This is a genomic window from Shimia thalassica, from assembly GCF_001458215.1.
In the GTDB taxonomy this organism is placed as follows: domain Bacteria; phylum Pseudomonadota; class Alphaproteobacteria; order Rhodobacterales; family Rhodobacteraceae; genus Shimia; species Shimia thalassica.
In genome coordinates this window covers 80,138-99,697 of the sequence record NZ_CYTW01000007.1, presented here as the reverse complement: position 1 = coordinate 99,697, position 19,560 = coordinate 80,138, and the positions used below count along the sequence as shown (strand labels likewise).

Genomic DNA, 19,560 nt, shown 5'->3' with positions numbered 1-19,560 from the left:
GCCAACCCCATCTTTTCCGCAGGAGTCTCTGACATGGACATCGACAAGCAAACCCAGATCGAACTTGAAGCCGCAGCCTTTCGCACGTTGCGCGAGCACCTGATGGAAAAGCGCACAGATGTGCAAAACATCGACATGATGAATCTTGCCGGTTTTTGCCGCAACTGCCTCTCGCGGTGGTATCAGGAAGCCGCAAACGAGCGCGGCATCGAGATGGACAAGAACGAGGCCCGCGAAATCTACTACGGTATGACAATGGACGAGTGGAAAGCCAATTATCAGACCGACGCGAGCCCAGAAAAGCAAGCCGCGTTCAAAGTCGCGTTTGAAGAAAACGTCGGCACGGACAAAGGCTGAACCGAGCCAGCTCCCGATTATGGACGCACAAAACATGTGCGTCCATCGGCGTGTGATCGAGGCGCCGCATTCGCTAGTTTGATGATGTCGCATTCATAACGCTGCAAGGACATCAGATGACACGTATGCCCACCTATTTCATCTCTCACGGTGGTGGCCCCTGGCCATGGATGCCAAGCTGGCGTGACCAGTTTGCCCCCCTTGAGGAATCGTTACGGGACATGCCCCGACAGCTGCCTGCAAAGCCCAAAGCCATCCTCGTGGTGTCGGGACATTGGGAGCAGGACAGCTTTGCCGTCATGTCAGCGGCCAGACCGCCGATGGTTTATGACTACTCAGGTTTTCCAAGGGAAACCTATGATGTGGTCTATCCCGCACCGGGGGCGCCCGATCTTGCCAAAGAAACCGCAGCGTTGATTTCAAACGCGGACCTGCCAACGCGTCTTGATCCGGACATCGGATTTGACCACGGCACGTTTGTGCCCTTGGCGATCATGTATCCCGATGCAGATGTCCCGCTGTTTCAGGTCTCGATGCATCAAAACTATGATCCAGAATCCCACGTTGCCCTTGGGCGCGCCCTTGCCCCGCTTAGGGATCAGGGGGTTCTGATCATTGGATCGGGTCTCAGCTATCATAACCTGCGCCTGATGAATGAAACGGCGCGGGTCCCTTCCGAGGCTTTTGATGTCTGGCTGAACGCAACCCTTGATCTGCCCCCAGAAGAGCGCACGCAGGTGTTGCAGAACTGGGAACAGGCACCCCACGCGCGCACATGTCATGCCAAAGAAGACCACTTTGTTCCGATCTTCGCCGCACTGGGGGCTGCCGAAGACGATCCCGTCACCCGCATCTATCACCAGACCGATATTTTTGGTGGTGTGACGGCCTCGGGATTTCGGTTCGGATAAACAAAAAAGGCGGGGTCCCAGCCCCGCCTTTCCCAATCAGATGTGCCGCGATCAGATCGCTGCTTTGAGGCTTTCGTCGAGATAAATTTCGCGCAGACGTTTGGCGATCGGGCCCGGTGTTCCGTCGCCCAATGTCACGCCATCGATTTCGACTACCGGCATCACAAAAGCCGAAGCAGATGTTGTGAAAGCTTCATCCGCTTCCTTGGCTTCCTCAATCGTGAACAAACGTTCTTCGATTTCCATTTGGGCTTCCTGGGCCATGCGCAGCACAGCTTTGCGGGTGATCCCGTGCAGGATGTCATTGGACAAAGGACGGGTCACGATCTTGCCGTTCTTGACGAAATAGGCGTTGTTCGATGTGCCCTCGGTCACGTAACCGTCTTCGATCATCCACGCATCGTCGGCACCGGCTTTCTTGGCCATCATCTTGCCCATCGACGGATAGAGAAGCTGAACCGTTTTGATGTCACGACGACCCCAGCGGATGTCTTCGATCGAGATGATTTTTGCGCCTTTTTTGGAAGCAGGGCTGTCGGCCAGACCCGGCTTGTTCTGTGTGAAAAGAACGATGGTGGGTTTGGTGTCTTCGGACGGGAAAACGAAATCACGATCACCGTCCGACCCGCGTGTTACCTGCAAATAGATCAGGCCTTCGACGATATCGTTGGCTTCAACCAGCTTGCGGTGAATTTCCAGCAATTCCTCTTTGGTGCATGGCTCGGCCATGTCCAGTTCATCCAAAGACCGTTTGAGACGCACGGCATGGCCTTCAAAGTCGATCAGCTTGCCGTCCAGCACGCTGGTCACTTCATAGACCGCGTCCGCCATCAGGAACCCCCGGTCAAAGATCGAGATTTTCGCTTCGGTTTCTGGCAGGTACTCGCCATTTACATAAACGGTTCTGGTCATGGTTCTCTGTCTTCTCCGCTAAGTCATCTGCTTCGTTGTTGTTTCGGTGCATAAGGCCATTTTGTCAACGCACGGCGCCCCGACGGGCGTCCCCTGCGATGATCTGGCCCTTGCGCACTGTTGTTGTCCCGTGGCCCGATCCCGGCCATGAAAAATCCGCCGCGCCCTTGTTGATCTGATGAATGACCAGACAGCGCGTTCCGACGGCCTTGCCCGAATCCCAGACGCTGTCGAACATACAGACGAGACCGTCACGGGTGCCAAGCCAATCCCCGAAGTACATTTTCAGCGTCCCGTTATTGGACGCCGAGTACTGCGCGCCACGGCCCTTTTCGAACCAAATGGCAAAACCGCGTTTCTTGGTGTTCATAAAGCTGCGTTCGCGCAGCATGCCCTCTAGCGTCGCGTCACGGCGAAGATTGCTGCGGTGTGCCGGATTGGCCAAAAGGGCGGTCATGTCCGCCTCGGCCGCTTGCACATTCCCGACGAAATTGACATTCGCCCGACCGAAAATACCGGGAGCCGCCTTGCCGTCCACGGGCTTGTACACGGCCGATACTTTGCTTGTCTTGACCACAGGGTCCGCCACAACGAGTCCGTTCACGGAATACAGAACACAATCCCTAAGGCCCTTTTTCAGAAAAGCGCGGCAGTTTCCCAATGCCTCGGCCCCTGCCGCATCCGCAGAGCGCACGCCCCAACGTGTGCCCCAAGGACCATCAGGCGACACAGCCATGGCTGTGTGTGCCTTGGAAGACTTGAGCTCTTTCAGTTCTTTGGCTTGTTTCGACGTCAGCGTCACCGTCCAGGTGCCTTGCGCCGAGGCTGTTGCCGTGGACAGGAAAAACACTGCCAGACACAGCGATATCAGCTTGGAAACGGCAGCTTTCATAACGCGACACCCCTGAAAAACAGTCGTCTCGACCGTAAACAGATCATCCCGCCCTATCAACCGAGTGGCCAGGGCCGATTGCCCCGGCCGGATCATCCCCACAGCGCAGCCTTGGGCGGATGTACGCCCTCGGCATCAAACAACAAGGGCGTCTCGCGATCCTCGGCCAACAGCAACGGGCCGTCAAGATCCGTCACAACAGCGCCCTGTGCAACCAGTGTCGCAGGCGCCATCGCGAGCGACGAGCCAACCATACATCCGACCATGACATCATAGCCTTCAGCCAACGCCGCGTCCCGCAAAGCCAAGGCTTCTGTCAAGCCGCCGGTCTTATCAAGCTTGATGTTGACGACGTCGTATTTGCCTTTCAGCTTGGCAAGGCTGTTGCGGTCATGACAGCTTTCGTCCGCACAGACCGGCACGGGGCGGTCCATGCCCAGCAGGGCGTCATCATCACCAGCCGGCAAAGGCTGTTCAACCAGCGCCACGCCAAGCCGCACAAGATGGGGCGCCAGATCGGCATAAACCTCTGCGCTCCAGCCTTCGTTGGCGTCGACGATGATGGTTGAGTTCGGCGCACCGGCACGAACCGCTTCGAGGCGCGGCATATCGTCGGGCGTGCCCAGTTTGATTTTCAGCAAAGGACGAAAGGCGTTTTTCGCGGCTTGTTCCTGCATGCTTTTCGGCGTACCGAGCGACAATGTATACGCTGTCACCTCGGGACCCGGCGCCGACAGGCCGGCAAGCTCCCAAGCGGGTTTGCCTGCTTTCTTGGCCTCTAGATCCCAAAGCGCACAATCCACCGCGTTGCGCGCAGCTCCGGCTGGCAACAGATCATACAGCGCCATCCGGTCAAACTCGGCCGGCAGGCTCTCGATCTCGGCAGTTACACTTTCAAGCGTTTCATCGTAACGGGCATAGGGCACACATTCGCCCCACCCGGCAAAGTCGCCGTCCGTGATTTTCACGGTGAGCACTTTGGCTTCTGTCCGCGATCCTCGGGAAATCGTAAACACTTGCGCCAATTTAAACACGTCACGCGTAACTGAAATCTGCACCCGCTGGCCCCTTTTTCGTTTTGTGGTCGGTCGGGGGCCACCGACACGGCGCTGGCCCCTCGAAACTCAGGCGTAACTTACAGAGCGACGAGCGCATCCACCAGCTTGCCAGCGCCAAAACGATAGGGATCGGTTGCCGGCAAGCCCATGCTGTCTTCCAACTCGGCCAAATAGGCTTTGGCTGAATCTTCAGCCATGTGCTGGGTGTTGACGGAAATTCCGACGACCTGACAATCGGGGTTCCCGACTTTGGCCAAGGACAACGCCATATCGCGCAGGGCTTCCAGTGACGGTTGCTGATACTCGGGCAGGCCGCGCATGTGCTCGCGTGTCGGCTCGTGTGCAAGGATCAATGCGTCTGGCTGGCCGCCGTGGATCAATGCCATTGTCACACCGGAATAGGACACGTGGAACAAGCTGCCCTGACCTTCGATGTGATCCCAGTGATCGGAGTCGTTGTCAGGTGTCAGATATTCGACAGAGCCCGCCATAAAGTCGGCAATCACCGCGTCCAACGGCACACCGTCGCCTGTAATCAGGATGCCGGTCTGGCCTGTTGCGCGGAAGGTTGATTTCAAACCACGCTCGCGCATTTCTGCGTCCATTGCCAAAGCGGTATACATCTTGCCAACCGAACAGTCGGTTCCAACTGCCAGACAACGCTTGCCGGCACGCTTTTTGCCGTTTGCGATCGGGTATTCCACTTCGGGAACACGCACATCATGCAGAGCTTGGCCGGTTGCCTCGGCGACCGCAACCAGATCAGGTTCGTCGCGCAGCAGGTTGTGAAGTCCGGATGCAAGGTCGAAACCTTCTTCCAGCGCCATCACCAAAACTTTTTTCCATTCTTGCGAGATGACACCGCCACGGTTCGCAACACCAATAACCAGTGTCTTTGCACCGGCTTCTTTGGCTTCGAGAAGTGTCATGTCCGCCAGACCGACGTCAGCCTTGCAGCCTTCCATGCGGAACTGGCCTACAGCGTTTTCAGGACGCCAGTCTTTGATGCCTTGAGCAACTTTGGCAGCCAATTGGTCGGGCGCGTCACCCAAGAACAGCAGGTATGGAGTTTTGATCATGACGGGAATCCTTTTCTATCTTGGACGAGAGCTTCCCTTGTTTGTTCTGCAAAATCATACCTAATACGTGAACATTGCCGCCTTTCGTGCAAGTTCCTTTCATTCTTTTTAAATTTTATCGAATTTTCTTCCACTAGGTCACGACAACTGTCTCTTTTCTTCCCTTCCCCTCAGGAATCATCCGCTGATTCACTTTTTGAGTGGCAACGGGTTCGATCACGACATCCCGCGCGTGGATTTAGAGTTGGAGGAGGCGCATTGCCCGGGCCGGAACGGCGCCTGATTGTCATGAAACACAGGGCGGCAAAGCAAGCGAGCACCGCATTATGTCACAAATACTGACCCAAATTTCTTCCTTTCATGTGATCCTTCCCACCAAGACACATATTGGTGCCGGCGGCGCCGCAACGCAGCGTTGGAATTTCTGCAACCGCAAAATTCACTTGCACGCCGCGACGCAATTTAATAACGCTTTACCCAATTCTGACGAAATTTCCTTACCGAGAGGACCGACATGAGCTTTCGTATTCAGCCCGCCGCCCCCGCCCGCCCAAACCGCTGTCAGCTGTTTGGCCCAGGTTCGAACACCAAACTGTTTCCGAAAATGGCAGCCTCTGCCGCTGACGTGATCAATCTGGACCTCGAAGATTCGGTTGCCCCTTCTGACAAAGACGTCGCGCGCGCCAATGTCATCGAAGCACTGAACACGGTTGATTGGGGCAACAAATATATGTCTGTCCGCATCAACGGTCTAGACACGCCATACTGGTATCGTGACGTTGTGGACCTTCTCGAGCAGGCAGGCGACAGCCTTGACCAGATCATGATCCCCAAAGTGGGCTGTGCCGAAGACGTCTATGCCGTTGACGCGCTGGTTACGGCAATCGAAACCGCCAAAGGCCGGACAAAGCCGATTTCGTTCGAAGTCATCATCGAATCCGCTGCGGGTATCGCACATGTCGAAGCGATTGCTGCTTCGTCGCCACGTTTGCAGGCGATGAGCCTTGGTGCTGCTGACTTTGCCGCGTCGATGGGCATGCAAACCACAGGCATCGGTGGCACGCAGGAAAACTACTACATGCTGCGCGAAGGCGAAAAGCATTGGTCGGACCCCTGGCACTGGGCACAGACCGCAATCGTCGCAGCCTGCCGCACCCACGGCGTTCTGCCGGTCGACGGCCCGTTCGGCGACTTCTCGGATGATGATGGATATATCGCACAGGCGAAACGCTCGGCGACCCTTGGTATGGTTGGCAAATGGGCCATCCACCCCAAGCAGATCGCCCTCGCAAACGAAGTGTTCACACCGTCGGAAGAAGCTGTTTCCGAAGCACGCGAAATCCTTGCCGCGATGGAAACGGCAAAGGCCAATGGCGAAGGCGCAACCGTTTACAAAGGTCGTTTGGTTGACATCGCGTCTATCAAGCAGGCCGAAGTGATCGTGGCACAGGCCGAGTTGATCGCGCAAAACGGATAAGGTCCGCCGAGATCAAGTTAAGACGGGCGGTGCCGATGGCGCCGCCCGTTGTCTTTTGTCCGTTTGTTCACTTAAGTGTCGCCATGACCACAATCACACTGATTCATACATCCGGCGCGCATGTCCCGACGTTCAAAGCTTTGGCAGAACGCATCGCGCCCCAAGCCGACCTTATGCAACTTGTTCGGGAAGACTGGCTCAGGTCTGCACAGAAACATGGCCTGCGCACGGGTCTGCGTGACGAGATCGCGACCGCAATCAAAGCAGCAGAGGGCACGGTCATCTGCACCTGCACCACCATCGGAGAAGCCGCGACACAGGCGGGCGCCATTCGGATTGACGCCCCCATGATGGCCGAAGCCGCAGCAATCGGCGGTCCTATTCTTTTGGTCTATGCGCTGGACAGCACCGCGCAACCCTCGTTGCAGGCGCTGGAAGCGGCTCTTGCCGCCGCGAACACACCCGCAGAAGTCGCCCCCCTGAACCTCAGTGAATTCTGGCCCTTGTTCGAAGCCGGACAGTTCGAAGCCTTTGCCGCCTGTATGGCCGGTGGCGTACGGGACGCATTGGAACAACGCGACTTTGCCTGTGTGATCCTTGCCCAAGCCAGCATGGCCCAGGCAGCCCCCCTTTTGGCCGATTTGAAGACACCCGTGCTCACATCCCCCGAAGCGGCCCTTCGGGCAGCGATCAAGGGATAGGAATGGGCGCGTCTGTTCAGGCGCGTTCGTCTTTTGGAGAATCCATCACGACATAGGACGTGATGGCGTTCACATGCGGCACCGTGCCAAGAACATCCGTGTGAAATGCTTTGTATGCATTGAGATCTGCGGCCTCGACCCGCAAAATATACTCGAATGAACCGGTCACATTGTGACATTCTCGCACTTCGGGAGACAGCGCCATGGCGCGTTCGAACCCCAGCTGGGCCGATTTGGTATGTTCTTTCAAACCTACGGTGACATAGGCCGCAAACCCGACCCCCATCGCGGCACGATCCAGAACCGCGCGATACCCTTTGATCACGCCGGTGCGTTCCAACTCTTGCACCCGACGCAGGCACGCAGACGGCGAAAGGCCCACCCGCTCTGCCAGATCGAGATTGCTCATGCGCCCGTCAGCTGTCAGCGCTTGCAATATCTTTTCATTTATTTTGTCAATCTTGCTCATAAGTTGCAAAATTAAGTGAAAATCACACAAAAAGACAACCACTAACGCCCGTGAATTCCGCATAGTTGCTTGTATGACCTATAATATCCTCTCTGCCCTCGCGGTTTTCGCCTTTGTGTCCTCGATCACCCCCGGACCGAACAATCTTATGTTGATGGCTTCGGGTGCGAACTTTGGTTTCCGGCGCTCGATTCCCCATATGCTGGGCATTGGAATCGGCTTCACGCTTATGGTCGTGATGGTTGGGATCGGGCTGATGGGCGTCTTCGACACCTTTCCGGTTGCGCATACCATTCTCAAGGTTGCGAGCATCGTGTACTTGCTGTGGCTGGCGTGGAAAATCGCCAATGCCGGTTCACCCGACCAGGGCACGTCCAGCGGCACTCCGATGACGTTTTTACAAGCAGCGCTGTTTCAATGGGTCAATCCGAAGGCCTGGACAATGGCGCTCACCGCGATCACGCTCTATGCGCCTGACCGGTCATTGCTTGCCGTTGGGTTTGTGGCGGCTGTGTTCGGGGTAATCAACCTGCCCTGCGTCAGCAGCTGGACCATCATGGGGCAACAAATGAGGCGTTTGCTGAACAGCCCCGCCCGTCTAGCGATGTTTAACTGGACGATGGCGGGACTGCTAGTTGCCTCACTTTACCCTGTTGTGCTGGGCTGAACGGGTTGCCTCAAGAGTGTCTTGAGCTTTTGGGGATCTGTGCGTCTCGGGTCGCTTAGATAGATCTCGTGATGGGGGCCGTGAAAGGTCACCCCCAAGTCAGGCATCACCCTGTCATGCAGGTTGGCCAGCACGGGGGCTTCATCCGTGTATGGTCCGATGTGCAAGGTTTGCAGGCATCTCCCCTCGGATAACGTGGCCAGTCGCAACTCAGAGACCGCAGTAACATCCTGCTTCTTTTTCTCGAGCTTGGCCGCAGGCGCGCCCTGGCCACGTTCAAACGTATCGCGGCTCACGGTTTCAGGAACACGCAACATAACAGTCCATTGCCATTCATCCCGACGGTTTTGGGTAAAAGCATCGGGATTTTCTGCCCACCACAAGGCTTCGAGCGGGGGCACGACATAGTCATTACCGACGGCTTTGCTGGCGAACTTGATCGCATAGGCCACCGGATACAGCGCCGCGAGGGCACGGGCATAACTGTGCCCGTTTGGATTTCCCTGTCCGTCCACCATAATGAAAGACCACGCCGGAACATCGAGAATATCCCAAACCCCGGCCTTTCCGGTGTAGAACGCTTTGTCGACCTTTTTGAAATCAAGCTTCTCCACGACAGTGTCACCCCTCCAAAGCAAGGCAAATTTCGGTCACCAACTCTTGTTGCGTGGTATTGAGCGGGCAGTTCTGGCTCACCTCGAAACAGGGGGCATCTGCCGGCAATTCACCAGAGTTGGGAAGCCACTGACCAAACAAGGCATCATAGGCCAGCCCGAGACCTGCGTATGGCCCTTTGTAGGTCAAAACGGCATAGCGACCAGCAGGCAGATCAACCTGCTCCATTTCCGCCGGAGCGGTCGCCCCGCGCCATTCAGCCCCTGCAAGGCTGCGCAGCTCGCCCGCAGGCGTTTCATCGGGACTGTCGAAATACACGCCCACCATTTGGCCAAACTGTGGCCACAGGTCCCGCGACCGGCAGATGGTGCTGAACGCCTCGAATTTTTGGCCGATTTCATGATAGGGGCCGATGTGCTTGAGGCCCATAATTTTGCGGGCCGGCTCTTTTCGAATTTCAATGGGGTACACGGCAAACTCTCCTTCTTTCCGAGATAGCAAAGGAACGGTGTGACGTCCCTGTTTCTGGAACTCGGATGGGCTGAGGCCATAGTGCGCAGCAAACGCACGACCAAAGCTGCGTGGATTGTCGTATCCGACATGCGCGGCCATCTTTGCAGGGTCGATTTTCCCCTCAAGCAAGAGGTTCGCCGCCTTGTGCAGACGAACCCGTCGGACGGCCTGGGCACAGGTTTCCCCTGTCATGCCGCGAAATACGCGATGCCAGTGAAACCGCGACATCGCGGCCTCTTCTGCCAGACGGTCCAAAGACAAATCACCGGCCGGGTTGTCGTGAATGTATTGCAACACACGCAACATCCGTTTTTCATACTGCATCGACATATTCATTTCATCCAAGTTCCAGTATCCGTTTTGCCATCTCGAAGATGCACAAATCTTGCTGAATGTGTGCCATTGTCGCCTGCCTTGTGTTTGCAATCCATTGCATTTGGCGTGCCGCAGGGTCATATACCAATCCGCACCACTGAACCGGAGAGCGCCATGACCAATTACCTCGACTTCGAAAAGCCATTGGCCGAGATCGAAGGCAAAGCCGAAGAATTACGTGCGATGGCGCGCCAGAACGAGGAAATGGACGTTGCGGACGAAGCCGCAGCGCTTGACCGCAAGGCCGCTGAACTTCTGGACGATCTTTACAAGGATCTGACCCCTTGGCGCAAATGTCAGGTCGCGCGTCATCCGGAACGTCCACATTGCAAGAATTACATCGACGCTCTGTTCACCGAATACACACCCCTCGCAGGGGATCGCAATTTCGCTGACGACCATGCCGTCATGGGTGGATTGGCGCGTTTTGACGGCACTCCCGTCATGGTCATTGGCCATGAAAAGGGCAATGACACCAAGTCGCGTATTGAACGCAACTTCGGCATGGCCCGTCCGGAAGGGTATCGCAAAGCGATTCGCCTGATGGAGATGGCTGACAAATTTGGCTTGCCTGTTGTGACGCTTGTCGACACGCCCGGCGCCTATCCCGGCAAAGGTGCAGAAGAGCGCGGCCAATCCGAAGCCATTGCACGCTCGACCGAAAAATGTCTCCAGATTGGTGTGCCTCTCATCTCTGTCGTGATCGGCGAAGGTGGGTCCGGTGGCGCGGTGGCTTTTGCCACTGCCAACCGCGTGGCGATGCTCGAACATTCGGTGTACTCCGTGATCTCGCCAGAAGGCTGTGCGTCGATCTTGTGGAAAGACGCCGAGAAAATGCGCGAGGCGGCAGAGGCCCTGCGTTTGACAGCACAAGATCTGCAAAAACTCGGGGTAAATGATCGTATCATTTCCGAGCCAAAAGGCGGCGCCCACCGCGACAGTCAGGCCACTATCGAGGCCGTTGGTCGCGCGATTGGCGATATGCTGCGGGAGTTGGGCAACCTTACACCGGAACAGCTCGTCAAAGCCCGCAGAGAGAAGTTTCTACAGATGGGCAGCAAAGGTCTCGCCGCTTAACACGGGACGGGACGCTTCAAGTCACAAGCGGACGCCGCGCCTATGGCGCGGCACGGCCCAACGTTTTGGACCGCATCTGTGATGTGGTATCAAAAGGGCGGGAGCGGCGCGTTAGCGCGCCAGCATCTTGAGCCCTTGCGTGACGTCCGAGCGCACAGCCAGACGCAGGCCGGGCTCATCGCCCGCCTTCAGCGCCGCGATAATCAACCGATGAAAATGGGGCGGCTCTTTTTTGCGCAGCTTGCCGTAAAGCGCCCGCATCGTCGGGCCAAGTTGGAGCCAGACAGTTTCCGCCATCGCCAGCATCGCCGGGGCTTGCGCGCGCAAATAAAGGGTTCGGTGAAACTCAAGATTGGACCTGATATAACTGACGGCATCGCGGTTTTCGACAGCCTGCGCAACATTGCCGTTGATCGCTTGAAGGCGGTCAATCAGCGCCATATGCGCCCGAGGCAATGCGCGGCTGGCCAGCTCGACCTCAATCAGGGCCCGAAGCGCGGCCAGCTCTTCAATACGTTCGCTGGACAGCTCTGGCGTCGATACGCGACCCGAGTTTGACAAGAACAGCGCACCTTCGGCCACAAGACGTCGTACCGCCTCGCGTGCGGGTGTCATCGAGACTTCGTATTCCTTGCCGATCCCGCGCAGCGTCAACGCCTGCCCGGGTTCGATTTCGCCGTGCATGATCCGCGTGCGCAAACGACGGTAAACGCGTTCATGTGCCGAACTGGCCGAGTCTTGGGGGCGTGGTTGTGTCAACATGGGACAAATGTGATCACAAAAATTTCCAAGTCAATCGCCAAATCGATATCTGTGCAGAAACTCGCTGTTGTCCCGCAACCATTTGCGTTGTTCCATACAGGGGCCGTGGATGTCATCAACGGTGCCCCAAAAGGCGGACGAGTGGTTCATTTCTTTCAAATGGGCAACCTCATGCGCCGCGACATATTCAAGGACCGTCGCGGGCGCCAATATCAGGCGCCAACTGTACATAAGGGCCCCTGCGGACGAACACGACCCCCAGCGCGAGCGGGTATCCCGCATCGTGATTCGGCTGTAGGATTTTCCCAGACGCGCGGCATAGCGATCTGACGCCGCGGTCAGGCGATCCCGCGCCATTTCTTTTAGCCACCCTTGCAAGCGCGCCGCTGTGCGGTCCACCGAGCCGGGAACGCGCAACTCTCCTTGTGCGATATCCACTTTGCGCCCAGCGCCATGCGTGACCAACAAAGGGCGCCCTTCAAACGGTAGCTCAACCCCGATGCCCACCTGCACCTGATCCGGTTGCCGTGCAATCTGATGGCGCAGCCAATCCTGCTTTTGCCGCGCAAAATCCAGCGCCTCGGCCTCGCGCACGCCTTTGGGCAATGTCAGCGTGACCCGACCGTCAAGACGCGACACACGCAGGCTGATCCGTCGCGCTCTGGTTGAATGGCGCAGAATCACCTCTATCGGCGGATTTCCGGGAATGATATGTGGCTGCATGCACTCTCCTAGGCGGGTTAAAGCACTATACCCTTTGACACGGGACAACACTTATGGCAGTTGGCCCAAACCGTCGACATCACTTATGAGAATCTAAAGGGGATTTCCCATGCCCAAAGAAGAATGGGGCGTCAAGCGCCTGTGCCCGACCACCGGCAAACGTTTCTACGACCTGAACAAAAATCCGATCGTTTCACCTTACACCGGTGATGTGCTGGAATTTACTGCCGGTAAGACTCGCATGATCGAAGCGGATGCAGAAGACGCTGCGAACCTGAAGTCTAAAACGAACGTCGATGCAGAAGATGCTGATCTGCTGGATGACGATGCAGTAGATATCGAACTGGACGACGACGTTCTGGACGATGACGACGATGACGAAAACGTCTCGCTCGACGAAATCGCAGATGTTGCTGCGGACGACGAAGAAAATTAAATTGGAGGAGCGGGAATTTTTCACTTGAACCCGCTCCGACATACGCCTAATTAGTCGCGCACAGGCTGAGATGCCTGTTGGTTTTGGGGCCTTAGCTCAGCTGGGAGAGCGCTTCGCTGGCAGCGAAGAGGTCAGGAGTTCGATCCTCCTAGGCTCCACCAAACCAACCCTTTCCTGATCGTCATGATTTCCCATGTTTGGTAATGCAGATGCTGTTGCGTCGTGCGCCTTCATGTCCACAACGCCCGCCTGATGCAACCTGAGATTGCACCTCAAATCAGTTCAGTTATCCTTGTCGTTTCAGTGACAGATTGAGTGGCAGGGTATTGATGGGAACTTTGACTGGATGGAACGCAATTCCTGCGTTTCTTGACCGTTACGACAGCCACAGCATTTCCGGCTCGGACTATGACCAGTTCTGGGAAGGGGAGACGTACATCTTCGAAAAGACTTTCCGCTCGGGCCGTGGCTAAGTCTTTCAGCGCGCACGCTTGGAAATCGAAGGCGAGGCTCTCCTTGCCGGAGAAACCGGAGGCGTGACAGGCACCATTCAAACAATCCGCTTTTTCGGGTCGGGCGACACGCCAATGGCCATCGCGACCGGTTTAGAGCTTGATGCAGACCCTCTCGGATTTTTGATGCTGTGGGCATCTCGAAGCGACGACGCCGTCATCGAACAGGCGACAGCCTATTTCTCATCCCAGATTGATCGATTCGTTGAAACCGTAGACGACTATCGCTGGCTATATCTGGACGACTCGTTCAATCCGTCCGAAGTCATCCTTGGCGGCGCAGACCACGTTGTATTTCTGAAGACGCCTCCGTCTGAAGGGATCAATACGCTAGATGCAGGTTCGGGGTACGACGAGCTTCGGATCGGAGATGCAGGGGGGTATGGCCGCCCAAGCTTTGCGATGCCTTCCGGTACGGTGATTGACGTTTCTGACGGCAGTGTCGCCTTTATGGGCGGTACAGTTAATCTTGTGAGCATAGAGGCGGTCACCGTCTTTGGGGCCGGTGTCACCCTGATCGGCCATGATGCCGTCGACGATGTGCTACGGATCACGGGAACCAACAACGACTATACCGTTGCAGAACGCACGAATACGATTCATGGCCTGGGCGGGAATGACAAGCTTTTCGGTCAATCCAGTGAAGACAGGCTGCATGGCGGTGAGGGGAACGACACTCTTTGGGGTGCAAATGGCCGCGATACTCTCACGGGTGGCGATGGCGATGATCTGATCTTTGGTGGCTCAGGCGACCAATGGAGCCTGTTTGACCTTCAAGACATTGTTTGCGCCGGAGCCGGCAATGACACGGTGAACGGAGAATACGGAAATGATTCACTTCATGGAGATTCAGGCGACGACTTGCTCATCGGGGGCATTCGTGGCTCTGACACGCTGATCGGGGGCACGGGTCAAGACACCCTTAATGGGGGATCTTACGCGGATGTGCTGTTCGGAGGAGAGGGCGCTGACTTCTTGAACGGAGGTTTCGGCTTTGACCGGCTGAACGGCGGCGCAGGGTCAGACCGGTTTTATCACGCCGGAGTCAGGGGCCATGGCACCGATTGGGTTCAAGATTACCAAGCATCCGAAAATGACGTTCTGGTCTTTGCCGGCGATGCCGATGCCGCAGATTTCCATCTTGCCATCTCGACCACGCCGGGTGCCGGCAGCGACACGGTTGCCGAGGTCTTTGTCACCCATGTTCCCACGTTGCAGATACTCTGGGCGCTTGTGGACGGTGCAGCACAAGACACCCTCGTCATCCGCACGGATCAGGGCAATTTCGACCTTCCCCTGTAAGGGGCGACGCGATCAGTCTTTTTGTTGCGAGACCTTATCCTGAAACGCCTCGACAACTTTGACATACACTTCACGTTTGAAGGGCACGATATTGTCGACAAGCTGATCCACAGCCAACCAGCGCCATTCCGAAAACTCGGGGTGATCTGTCTGAATATTCACATCCGTGTCTTGCCCTGAAAAGCGCAGCAAAAACCACTTTTGTTCCTGACCTTTGTATCGCCCTTTCCAGATGCGCGGCACGATATCATGCGGCAAGTCATAGGCGATCCAGCCATCCGTTTCCGCCTCGACCGTCACCAAAGAGGTCGACACGCCGGTCTCTTCCTCAAGCTCGCGCAGGGCCGCTTCTTTTGGGGTTTCCCCCTTGTCGATCCCACCTTGGGGCATCTGCCACGCCGCAACTTCGCTGTCACGCCGTTGCCCGACAAAGGCCTCTCCAGACGCGTTGATAAGCATCACCCCGACATTGCGGCGGTATGGCAGTTTGGCAATCTCATCCGGTGTCATGGAAAACCCCTCTCACGTTTGGTTGACTGTTCCTAGAACAGACGCGGCCCTGCCGCAATTCGCGAATGGCAGAGTCGCCTTTGTCCGCCCCCAAAAGAAACGCGCACCCGGTTTTTCCGGATGCGCGCGTTCATCATTCAAGTTCGCAAGACGTTATTGCTTGGGACCCAAAGCCGACAGACCTTTGAGAATATCAATCGCATAGGCCAGTTGATAATCGTCTTCACGCAGCTTTGCCGCCTTGTCCGCCTTGGCGCGATCTTCTTCGATCTGGCGGATTTCGTCTTCGGTCAGGCTGTCGTTGTTGAGGCTACCGCGCAGGTCCGCTTCGGACCGGCTGCGACGTGTCGAGGTTTCTTCTTCTTCCTCTTCTGTCGCGGCATTCCGGCGGGGCTGTTCAACTACGATGTCTGGCGATACGCCCAGCGCCTGAATCGAGCGTCCCGACGGTGTGTAATACCGCGCGGTGGTCAGACGCATCGCGCCCTCGCCCCGCAGAGGCATCACGGTCTGCACCGAGCCTTTACCAAAGCTCTTGGTGCCCACAACGATGGCACGGCGATGGTCTTGCAACGCACCTGCCACGATTTCTGATGCCGACGCCGATCCACCATTGATCAGAACAACAATTGGCTTTCCACCTGCCAGATCACCGGGGGTCGCATTGTAACGATCTCCGTCCTCCGGGTTGCGGCCGCGTGTTGAAACAATCTCGCCTTTTTCAAGGAAGGCATCCGACACTTTGATCGCTTGCGTCAACAGACCGCCGGGGTTGTTACGCAGGTCCAGAACGATGCCGTTGATATTGTCCGCGCCGCCTGCCTCTTCGATCTGTTTTGCCAGACCGGATTGCAGGTTGGGATAGGTTTGATCGTTGAACGTGGTCACACGAAGGACAGCGGTGCTGCCTTCGGTACGTGCGCGCACGGCTGTCAGCTTGATCGTGTCGCGGATGATCGAAACGTCAAACGGCTCGTCCTCGCCTTCGCGTGCGACGGTGATGATAATTTCAGACCCAACAGGACCCCGCATCATATCGACCGCTTCGTCCAGTGTCAGACCCAGAACGCTTTCACCATCCACGTGGGTGATGAAATCACCTGCTTCGATACCGGCAGCGTCGGCAGGGGTGTCATCGATTGGCGACACAACTTTGACAAAGCCTTCTTCCTGGGTGACTTCGATCCCAAGACCGCCAAATTCACCTTTGGTTTGAACGCGCATGCTTTCTGCGTCATCCGGTGACAAATAGGACGAGTGCGGATCAAGTGATGTCAGCATGCCGTTGATGGCGGCTTCGATCAGCTCTCCCTCATCAACGTCTTCAACATACTGTGCGCGAATACGCTCGAAAATGTCCCCGAACAGATCCAGCTGCTCGTACAGGTTCGAGTTATGCGCGCTTTGCTCGGCCATCAGGGGACCGGCAATCTGTGTGGCTGCGACCACTCCGGCCAATGTGCCGCCAAAGGCGGCCGCGACGAATTTCTTCATAAAGTTTCCATCCTTATTCCGTGCGGAACCATTCGGCAGGGTCCACAGGGGTGTTATCCCGTCTGACTTCTATATAGAGCGTTTCTGGCCGCGTGTTTCCAGTGCCATCACTAGACTGTGAGAGAATTGCGCCCATTTCGGCCTCTTCTCCCCCCATTAGACCAATGGGTGAGCCTTCGGGAATGACCTGTCCATTGCCGCCATAGGCCGTTTTCATCCCCGCCAAGACAAACATCATGCCAGCCTGCGGTTCCAGAATCATCACGTTGTCATAGTTCAAAAGCGGTCCGACATATCGGATCGTTGCCGCCGTGGGCGCCACGACAAGCGCATTTGGTCGGGTTGCCAGCACAATCCCCGGTCGGCGAATACCGGCGGCGTCCGCCTCATTTGCCTTGCGCAGAACCCGCGCTTCGACCGGCAGCGGCAAATCACCTTTGCGGCTTGTGATGTCCGATGGCACGGCGGGGGCAATGTTGGGGTCCTGAATGTCGGTCAGCCCGCTTGCAAAACCTTCCAGCGTTTCGGTCGACGCGATCAGCAAAGCCGTCTTGACCGGATCTTCCAAAAACCGTTGCGGCAAATCCGTGCGGTCCGCGATGGCCTTGCTCAGCTCAGTTCTTGCCGTCTGAACCCCGGTCATCCCCTGTTGCAGCTTGTCTGCCGCGCCTTGCTGAAGGTCCCGAAGGATCGCGACCTCTTCCAGATCAGCACGCAGTCCGGCCGTGCGCGCTTCAAGAGCAGGGGCAATGTCGGCCAGGATCATTCCGGACCGCGCGGTGCCTGTCGGGCCTGAGGGATGCAGAAGCATGACAGGCGGGGGACCTGAACCCATGCTTTGTAACACCCCCAGCAATCTGGTGATCTCGTCTTCCTGCGCCCGAAGTTCCCTGCCGATCTGGGCTTCGCGGATCGCGGCACGGCGCAGCCCTTCTCGCAAAGCGGAAAGCCCAGCTTCATAAGCTTTGACCGTATCGGTCAACGCGGTAACGCGATCACGCGCGCTGCCTGCATCCTCCAGAGAAACCGAGGCCGCTTCGAGTTGCCCTGCGGCCGCACGTGCTGCTGTTGCCGGATCAGTCTCGGCATGGGTCAGGCCTGCACTCAGGCCCAAGATCATCAGCAGGATCGTGCGTTTCATTTTTGAATCAGACTCACTCCGGTCATTTCTTCTGGCTGTTCCAATCCCATGAGATCCAGCAGGGACGGCGCGAGATCAGCCAAACGCCCCGCATTCAATGTCGCGCCTTCCGGCCCGTTGAACAGGATCACCGGAACAAGGTTGGTTGTATGAGCCGTATGAGGCGCGCCGGTTTGAGGATTTACCATAACTTCGCAGTTGCCGTGATCTGCGGTCACAATCATCGTCCCGCCCACTTTGGTCAAGGCCTTGGTAACTTCACCAAGCCCTTTGTCCACGGCCTCGCAGGCGCGCATGGCAGCATTCAGGTCACCGGTGTGACCCACCATGTCCGGATTGGCATAGTTGGTGACAATCAAATCATAGCCGTCTTCAATCGCTGCCACGAAATGCTCGGTCACTTCCTCGGCGGACATCTCGGGTTGAAGATCATAGGTCGCCACCTTGGGAGACGCCGCCATATAGCGGTCTTCACCGGCTGCGGGTTCTTCTTTGCCGCCATTCAGGAAGAAGGTCACATGCGGATACTTTTCGGTTTCGGCCAAATGGAACTGGCGCAGACCTTTCTTGGCCACCCATTCTCCAAGAGTGTTTACGATTTCCTGCTTGGGATAGGCCGACGTCATATAGGTGCTGTGGTCTTCGGAATAATCGACCATCCCAAGAATCGCGGCCCATTCGGGACGCGTTCCCACGTCAAAGGAGTCAAAATCGGGCTTGCCGATGGCGGCAAGAATTTCGCGGGCACGGTCCGCGCGAAAGTTCAGGCAGAACAAACCGTCATTGTCTCTTGCACCGGCGTAATCGCCAATCACGGTGGCACTGATGAATTCATCTGTTTCCGAACGTTCATACGCGTTCGAGACCGCATCGTGTGAGGTTTCGGCAGAAAGCCCCTTGGCATGGATCCAAGCGTTGTAAGCCTCAGAAACACGTTCCCATCTGTTGTCGCGATCCATCGCGAAATACCGGCCCGTGATCGTGCCGATGCGTGCATTTTCCGGCATCCTGTCAGCCAGAACCTCGAGGTAGGTAAAAGCGGATTTCGGGGCCACATCCCGTCCGTCGGTCACTGCGTGCAACACAACAGGGACACCCGCATCGGTGACGGCTTTGGTCGCTGCCAGAATATGCTCGATATGTCCGTGCACACCACCATCCGAGATCATGCCCATAAGATGGGCGGTGCCACCGGTCTTCTTGAGGGTTGCGGTGAATTCCTTGATCGCGTCGTTTTCAAAAAAGGACCCGTCTTCAATCGCCAGATCAATTTGACCCAGGTCCATTGCGACAACCCGACCGGCCCCGATATTCGTGTGTCCTACTTCCGAATTGCCCATTTGCCCCGAAGGCAACCCGACATCCGGACCATGTGTGATCAAGGTGGAATTCGGGCAATCGGACATCATCGCGTCAAAGGTTGGCGTATTGGCCAGAGCGGGCGCATTAGCTTCGGTAGTATCGCTAAGGCCCCAGCCATCAAGAATGCAAAGAACAACAGGTTTGGGAGAGGTCATCTCATACGGCTCCGTAAGAATGTGCGCGCGTTCTAACTTGCCACGCGTCGGGGGGGAACC

Annotated in this window: 22 protein-coding genes and 1 tRNA gene; 10 read left to right on the top strand and 13 right to left on the bottom strand. The window is 56.7% G+C overall.

Going from position 1 to position 19,560, the window contains the following annotated elements:
* Nucleotides 1–39: 39 nt before the first annotated feature.
* Nucleotides 40–357, top strand: a complete 318-nt coding sequence (locus PH7735_RS19435; protein ID WP_058313202.1) for a DUF1244 domain-containing protein — start codon at nt 40–42, stop codon at nt 355–357.
* 116 nt (nt 358–473) lie between these two features.
* Nucleotides 474–1,268, top strand: a complete 795-nt coding sequence (locus tag PH7735_RS19430) for a DODA-type extradiol aromatic ring-opening family dioxygenase (protein ID WP_058313097.1) — start codon at nt 474–476, stop codon at nt 1,266–1,268.
* A gap of 51 nt (nt 1,269–1,319) precedes the next feature.
* Here the strand turns inward: PH7735_RS19430 and PH7735_RS19425 are convergent, their stop codons facing one another.
* From PH7735_RS19425 to dgcN, 4 genes are all read right to left on the bottom strand, one after another.
* Nucleotides 1,320–2,180: a D-amino-acid transaminase gene (locus tag PH7735_RS19425; RefSeq protein ID WP_058313096.1), complete on the bottom strand. Its 861-nt coding sequence runs from the start codon at nt 2,178–2,180 to the stop codon at nt 1,320–1,322.
* A gap of 64 nt (nt 2,181–2,244) precedes the next feature.
* Complete coding sequence (locus PH7735_RS19420; RefSeq protein ID WP_145865382.1) at nt 2,245–3,072, bottom strand: hypothetical protein; 828 nt, start codon at nt 3,070–3,072, stop codon at nt 2,245–2,247.
* Between the two features lie 92 nt (nt 3,073–3,164).
* A complete protein-coding gene (gene dgcA / locus PH7735_RS19415) occupies nt 3,165–4,130 on the bottom strand; it encodes an N-acetyl-D-Glu racemase DgcA (RefSeq protein ID WP_058313094.1) in 966 nt (321 codons plus the stop codon).
* Between the two features lie 77 nt (nt 4,131–4,207).
* A complete protein-coding gene (gene dgcN, locus PH7735_RS19410) occupies nt 4,208–5,209 on the bottom strand; it encodes an N-acetyltransferase DgcN (RefSeq protein ID WP_058313093.1) in 1,002 nt (333 codons plus the stop codon).
* Between the two features lie 514 nt (nt 5,210–5,723).
* On the opposite strand from dgcN, the gene PH7735_RS19405 reads away from it, so the two are divergent.
* The gene (locus tag PH7735_RS19405; RefSeq protein WP_058313092.1) at nt 5,724–6,686 is read left to right on the top strand and encodes an L-malyl-CoA/beta-methylmalyl-CoA lyase; all 963 of its coding nucleotides are present in this window, start codon (nt 5,724–5,726) and stop codon (nt 6,684–6,686) included.
* Between the two features lie 83 nt (nt 6,687–6,769).
* Nucleotides 6,770–7,387 (top strand): hypothetical protein, encoded by a 618-nt coding sequence (locus tag PH7735_RS19400; protein WP_058313201.1) that lies wholly within the window; start codon nt 6,770–6,772, stop codon nt 7,385–7,387.
* Nucleotides 7,388–7,403: 16 nt separating this feature from the next.
* On the opposite strand, the gene PH7735_RS19395 is transcribed toward PH7735_RS19400, so the two are convergent.
* A complete protein-coding gene (locus tag PH7735_RS19395; protein WP_058313091.1) occupies nt 7,404–7,856 on the bottom strand; it encodes an Lrp/AsnC family transcriptional regulator in 453 nt (150 codons plus the stop codon).
* A 73-nt stretch (nt 7,857–7,929) separates the two neighbouring features.
* On the opposite strand from PH7735_RS19395, the gene PH7735_RS19390 reads away from it, so the two are divergent.
* Entirely contained in the window at nt 7,930–8,523 is a 594-nt protein-coding gene (locus PH7735_RS19390; RefSeq protein ID WP_058313090.1) for a LysE family translocator, read from the top strand.
* On the opposite strand, the gene PH7735_RS19385 is transcribed toward PH7735_RS19390, so the two are convergent.
* On the bottom strand, nt 8,502–9,137 hold the full coding sequence (locus PH7735_RS19385; protein WP_058313089.1) for a GyrI-like domain-containing protein: 636 nt from the start codon (nt 9,135–9,137) through the stop codon (nt 8,502–8,504). The genes PH7735_RS19390 and PH7735_RS19385 overlap by 22 nt on opposite strands.
* A gap of 7 nt (nt 9,138–9,144) precedes the next feature.
* Nucleotides 9,145–9,987 (bottom strand): AraC family transcriptional regulator, encoded by an 843-nt coding sequence (locus tag PH7735_RS19380; protein ID WP_306341236.1) that lies wholly within the window; start codon nt 9,985–9,987, stop codon nt 9,145–9,147.
* Between the two features lie 153 nt (nt 9,988–10,140).
* Between PH7735_RS19380 and PH7735_RS19375 the strand changes: the two genes are divergently transcribed.
* Nucleotides 10,141–11,103, top strand: coding sequence for an acetyl-CoA carboxylase carboxyltransferase subunit alpha (locus PH7735_RS19375; RefSeq protein ID WP_058313088.1), 963 nt, complete (start codon nt 10,141–10,143; stop codon nt 11,101–11,103).
* A gap of 111 nt (nt 11,104–11,214) precedes the next feature.
* Here PH7735_RS19375 and PH7735_RS19370 read toward each other — a convergent pair whose 3' ends face one another.
* Nucleotides 11,215–11,865 (bottom strand): GntR family transcriptional regulator, encoded by a 651-nt coding sequence (locus PH7735_RS19370; RefSeq protein ID WP_058313087.1) that lies wholly within the window; start codon nt 11,863–11,865, stop codon nt 11,215–11,217.
* A 30-nt stretch (nt 11,866–11,895) separates the two neighbouring features.
* On the bottom strand, nt 11,896–12,588 hold the full coding sequence (locus PH7735_RS19365; RefSeq protein ID WP_058313086.1) for a M48 family metallopeptidase: 693 nt from the start codon (nt 12,586–12,588) through the stop codon (nt 11,896–11,898).
* 109 nt (nt 12,589–12,697) lie between these two features.
* On the opposite strand from PH7735_RS19365, the gene PH7735_RS19360 reads away from it, so the two are divergent.
* The 4 genes from PH7735_RS19360 (at nt 12,698) to PH7735_RS19350 (ending at nt 14,838) form a co-directional block, all read left to right on the top strand.
* Nucleotides 12,698–13,024: a TIGR02300 family protein gene (locus PH7735_RS19360; RefSeq protein WP_058313085.1), complete on the top strand. Its 327-nt coding sequence runs from the start codon at nt 12,698–12,700 to the stop codon at nt 13,022–13,024.
* A gap of 85 nt (nt 13,025–13,109) precedes the next feature.
* Nucleotides 13,110–13,185 (top strand) — tRNA-Ala (locus PH7735_RS19355).
* A gap of 168 nt (nt 13,186–13,353) precedes the next feature.
* Nucleotides 13,354–13,497: a hypothetical protein gene (locus tag PH7735_RS20755; RefSeq protein ID WP_158503275.1), complete on the top strand. Its 144-nt coding sequence runs from the start codon at nt 13,354–13,356 to the stop codon at nt 13,495–13,497.
* Between the two features lie 18 nt (nt 13,498–13,515).
* Nucleotides 13,516–14,838: a calcium-binding protein gene (locus tag PH7735_RS19350; protein ID WP_058313084.1), complete on the top strand. Its 1,323-nt coding sequence runs from the start codon at nt 13,516–13,518 to the stop codon at nt 14,836–14,838.
* Between the two features lie 12 nt (nt 14,839–14,850).
* Here the strand turns inward: PH7735_RS19350 and PH7735_RS19345 are convergent, their stop codons facing one another.
* The 4 genes from PH7735_RS19345 to gpmI all read right to left on the bottom strand — a co-directional run bounded on the left by PH7735_RS19345 (nt 14,851) and on the right by gpmI (nt 19,500).
* A complete protein-coding gene (locus PH7735_RS19345; RefSeq protein ID WP_058313083.1) occupies nt 14,851–15,348 on the bottom strand; it encodes an RNA pyrophosphohydrolase in 498 nt (165 codons plus the stop codon).
* Between the two features lie 153 nt (nt 15,349–15,501).
* Nucleotides 15,502–16,842, bottom strand: coding sequence for a S41 family peptidase (locus PH7735_RS19340; protein WP_058313082.1), 1,341 nt, complete (start codon nt 16,840–16,842; stop codon nt 15,502–15,504).
* Nucleotides 16,843–16,855: 13 nt separating this feature from the next.
* Nucleotides 16,856–17,983 (bottom strand): murein hydrolase activator EnvC family protein, encoded by a 1,128-nt coding sequence (locus PH7735_RS19335; protein ID WP_058313081.1) that lies wholly within the window; start codon nt 17,981–17,983, stop codon nt 16,856–16,858.
* The gene (gpmI, locus tag PH7735_RS19330) at nt 17,980–19,500 is read right to left on the bottom strand and encodes a 2,3-bisphosphoglycerate-independent phosphoglycerate mutase (protein ID WP_058313080.1); all 1,521 of its coding nucleotides are present in this window, start codon (nt 19,498–19,500) and stop codon (nt 17,980–17,982) included. The genes PH7735_RS19335 and gpmI overlap by 4 nt, the downstream gene beginning before the upstream one ends.
* Nucleotides 19,501–19,560: the final 60 nt, after the last annotated feature.

What these genes read in the sequence shown, in the direction of transcription:
- PH7735_RS19430 (WP_058313097.1), top strand. Translation starts at nt 474, where the DNA reads ATGACACGTATGCCCACCTATTTCATCTCTCACGGTGGTGGCCCCTGG.
- PH7735_RS19425 (WP_058313096.1), bottom strand. Translation starts at nt 2,180, where the DNA reads ATGACCAGAACCGTTTATGTAAATGGCGAGTACCTGCCAGAAACCGAA.
- PH7735_RS19420 (WP_145865382.1), bottom strand. Translation starts at nt 3,072, where the DNA reads ATGAAAGCTGCCGTTTCCAAGCTGATATCGCTGTGTCTGGCAGTGTTT.
- dgcN (WP_058313093.1), bottom strand. Translation starts at nt 5,209, where the DNA reads ATGATCAAAACTCCATACCTGCTGTTCTTGGGTGACGCGCCCGACCAA.
- PH7735_RS19405 (WP_058313092.1), top strand. Translation starts at nt 5,724, where the DNA reads ATGAGCTTTCGTATTCAGCCCGCCGCCCCCGCCCGCCCAAACCGCTGT.
- PH7735_RS19400 (WP_058313201.1), top strand. Translation starts at nt 6,770, where the DNA reads ATGACCACAATCACACTGATTCATACATCCGGCGCGCATGTCCCGACG.
- PH7735_RS19395 (WP_058313091.1), bottom strand. Translation starts at nt 7,856, where the DNA reads ATGAGCAAGATTGACAAAATAAATGAAAAGATATTGCAAGCGCTGACA.
- PH7735_RS19390 (WP_058313090.1), top strand. Translation starts at nt 7,930, where the DNA reads ATGACCTATAATATCCTCTCTGCCCTCGCGGTTTTCGCCTTTGTGTCC.
- PH7735_RS19380 (WP_306341236.1), bottom strand. Translation starts at nt 9,987, where the DNA reads ATGAATATGTCGATGCAGTATGAAAAACGGATGTTGCGTGTGTTGCAA.
- PH7735_RS19375 (WP_058313088.1), top strand. Translation starts at nt 10,141, where the DNA reads ATGACCAATTACCTCGACTTCGAAAAGCCATTGGCCGAGATCGAAGGC.
- PH7735_RS19370 (WP_058313087.1), bottom strand. Translation starts at nt 11,865, where the DNA reads ATGTTGACACAACCACGCCCCCAAGACTCGGCCAGTTCGGCACATGAA.
- PH7735_RS19365 (WP_058313086.1), bottom strand. Translation starts at nt 12,588, where the DNA reads ATGCAGCCACATATCATTCCCGGAAATCCGCCGATAGAGGTGATTCTG.
- PH7735_RS19360 (WP_058313085.1), top strand. Translation starts at nt 12,698, where the DNA reads ATGCCCAAAGAAGAATGGGGCGTCAAGCGCCTGTGCCCGACCACCGGC.
- PH7735_RS20755 (WP_158503275.1), top strand. Translation starts at nt 13,354, where the DNA reads ATGGGAACTTTGACTGGATGGAACGCAATTCCTGCGTTTCTTGACCGT.
- PH7735_RS19345 (WP_058313083.1), bottom strand. Translation starts at nt 15,348, where the DNA reads ATGACACCGGATGAGATTGCCAAACTGCCATACCGCCGCAATGTCGGG.
- PH7735_RS19340 (WP_058313082.1), bottom strand. Translation starts at nt 16,842, where the DNA reads ATGAAGAAATTCGTCGCGGCCGCCTTTGGCGGCACATTGGCCGGAGTG.
- PH7735_RS19335 (WP_058313081.1), bottom strand. Translation starts at nt 17,983, where the DNA reads ATGAAACGCACGATCCTGCTGATGATCTTGGGCCTGAGTGCAGGCCTG.
- gpmI (WP_058313080.1), bottom strand. Translation starts at nt 19,500, where the DNA reads ATGACCTCTCCCAAACCTGTTGTTCTTTGCATTCTTGATGGCTGGGGC.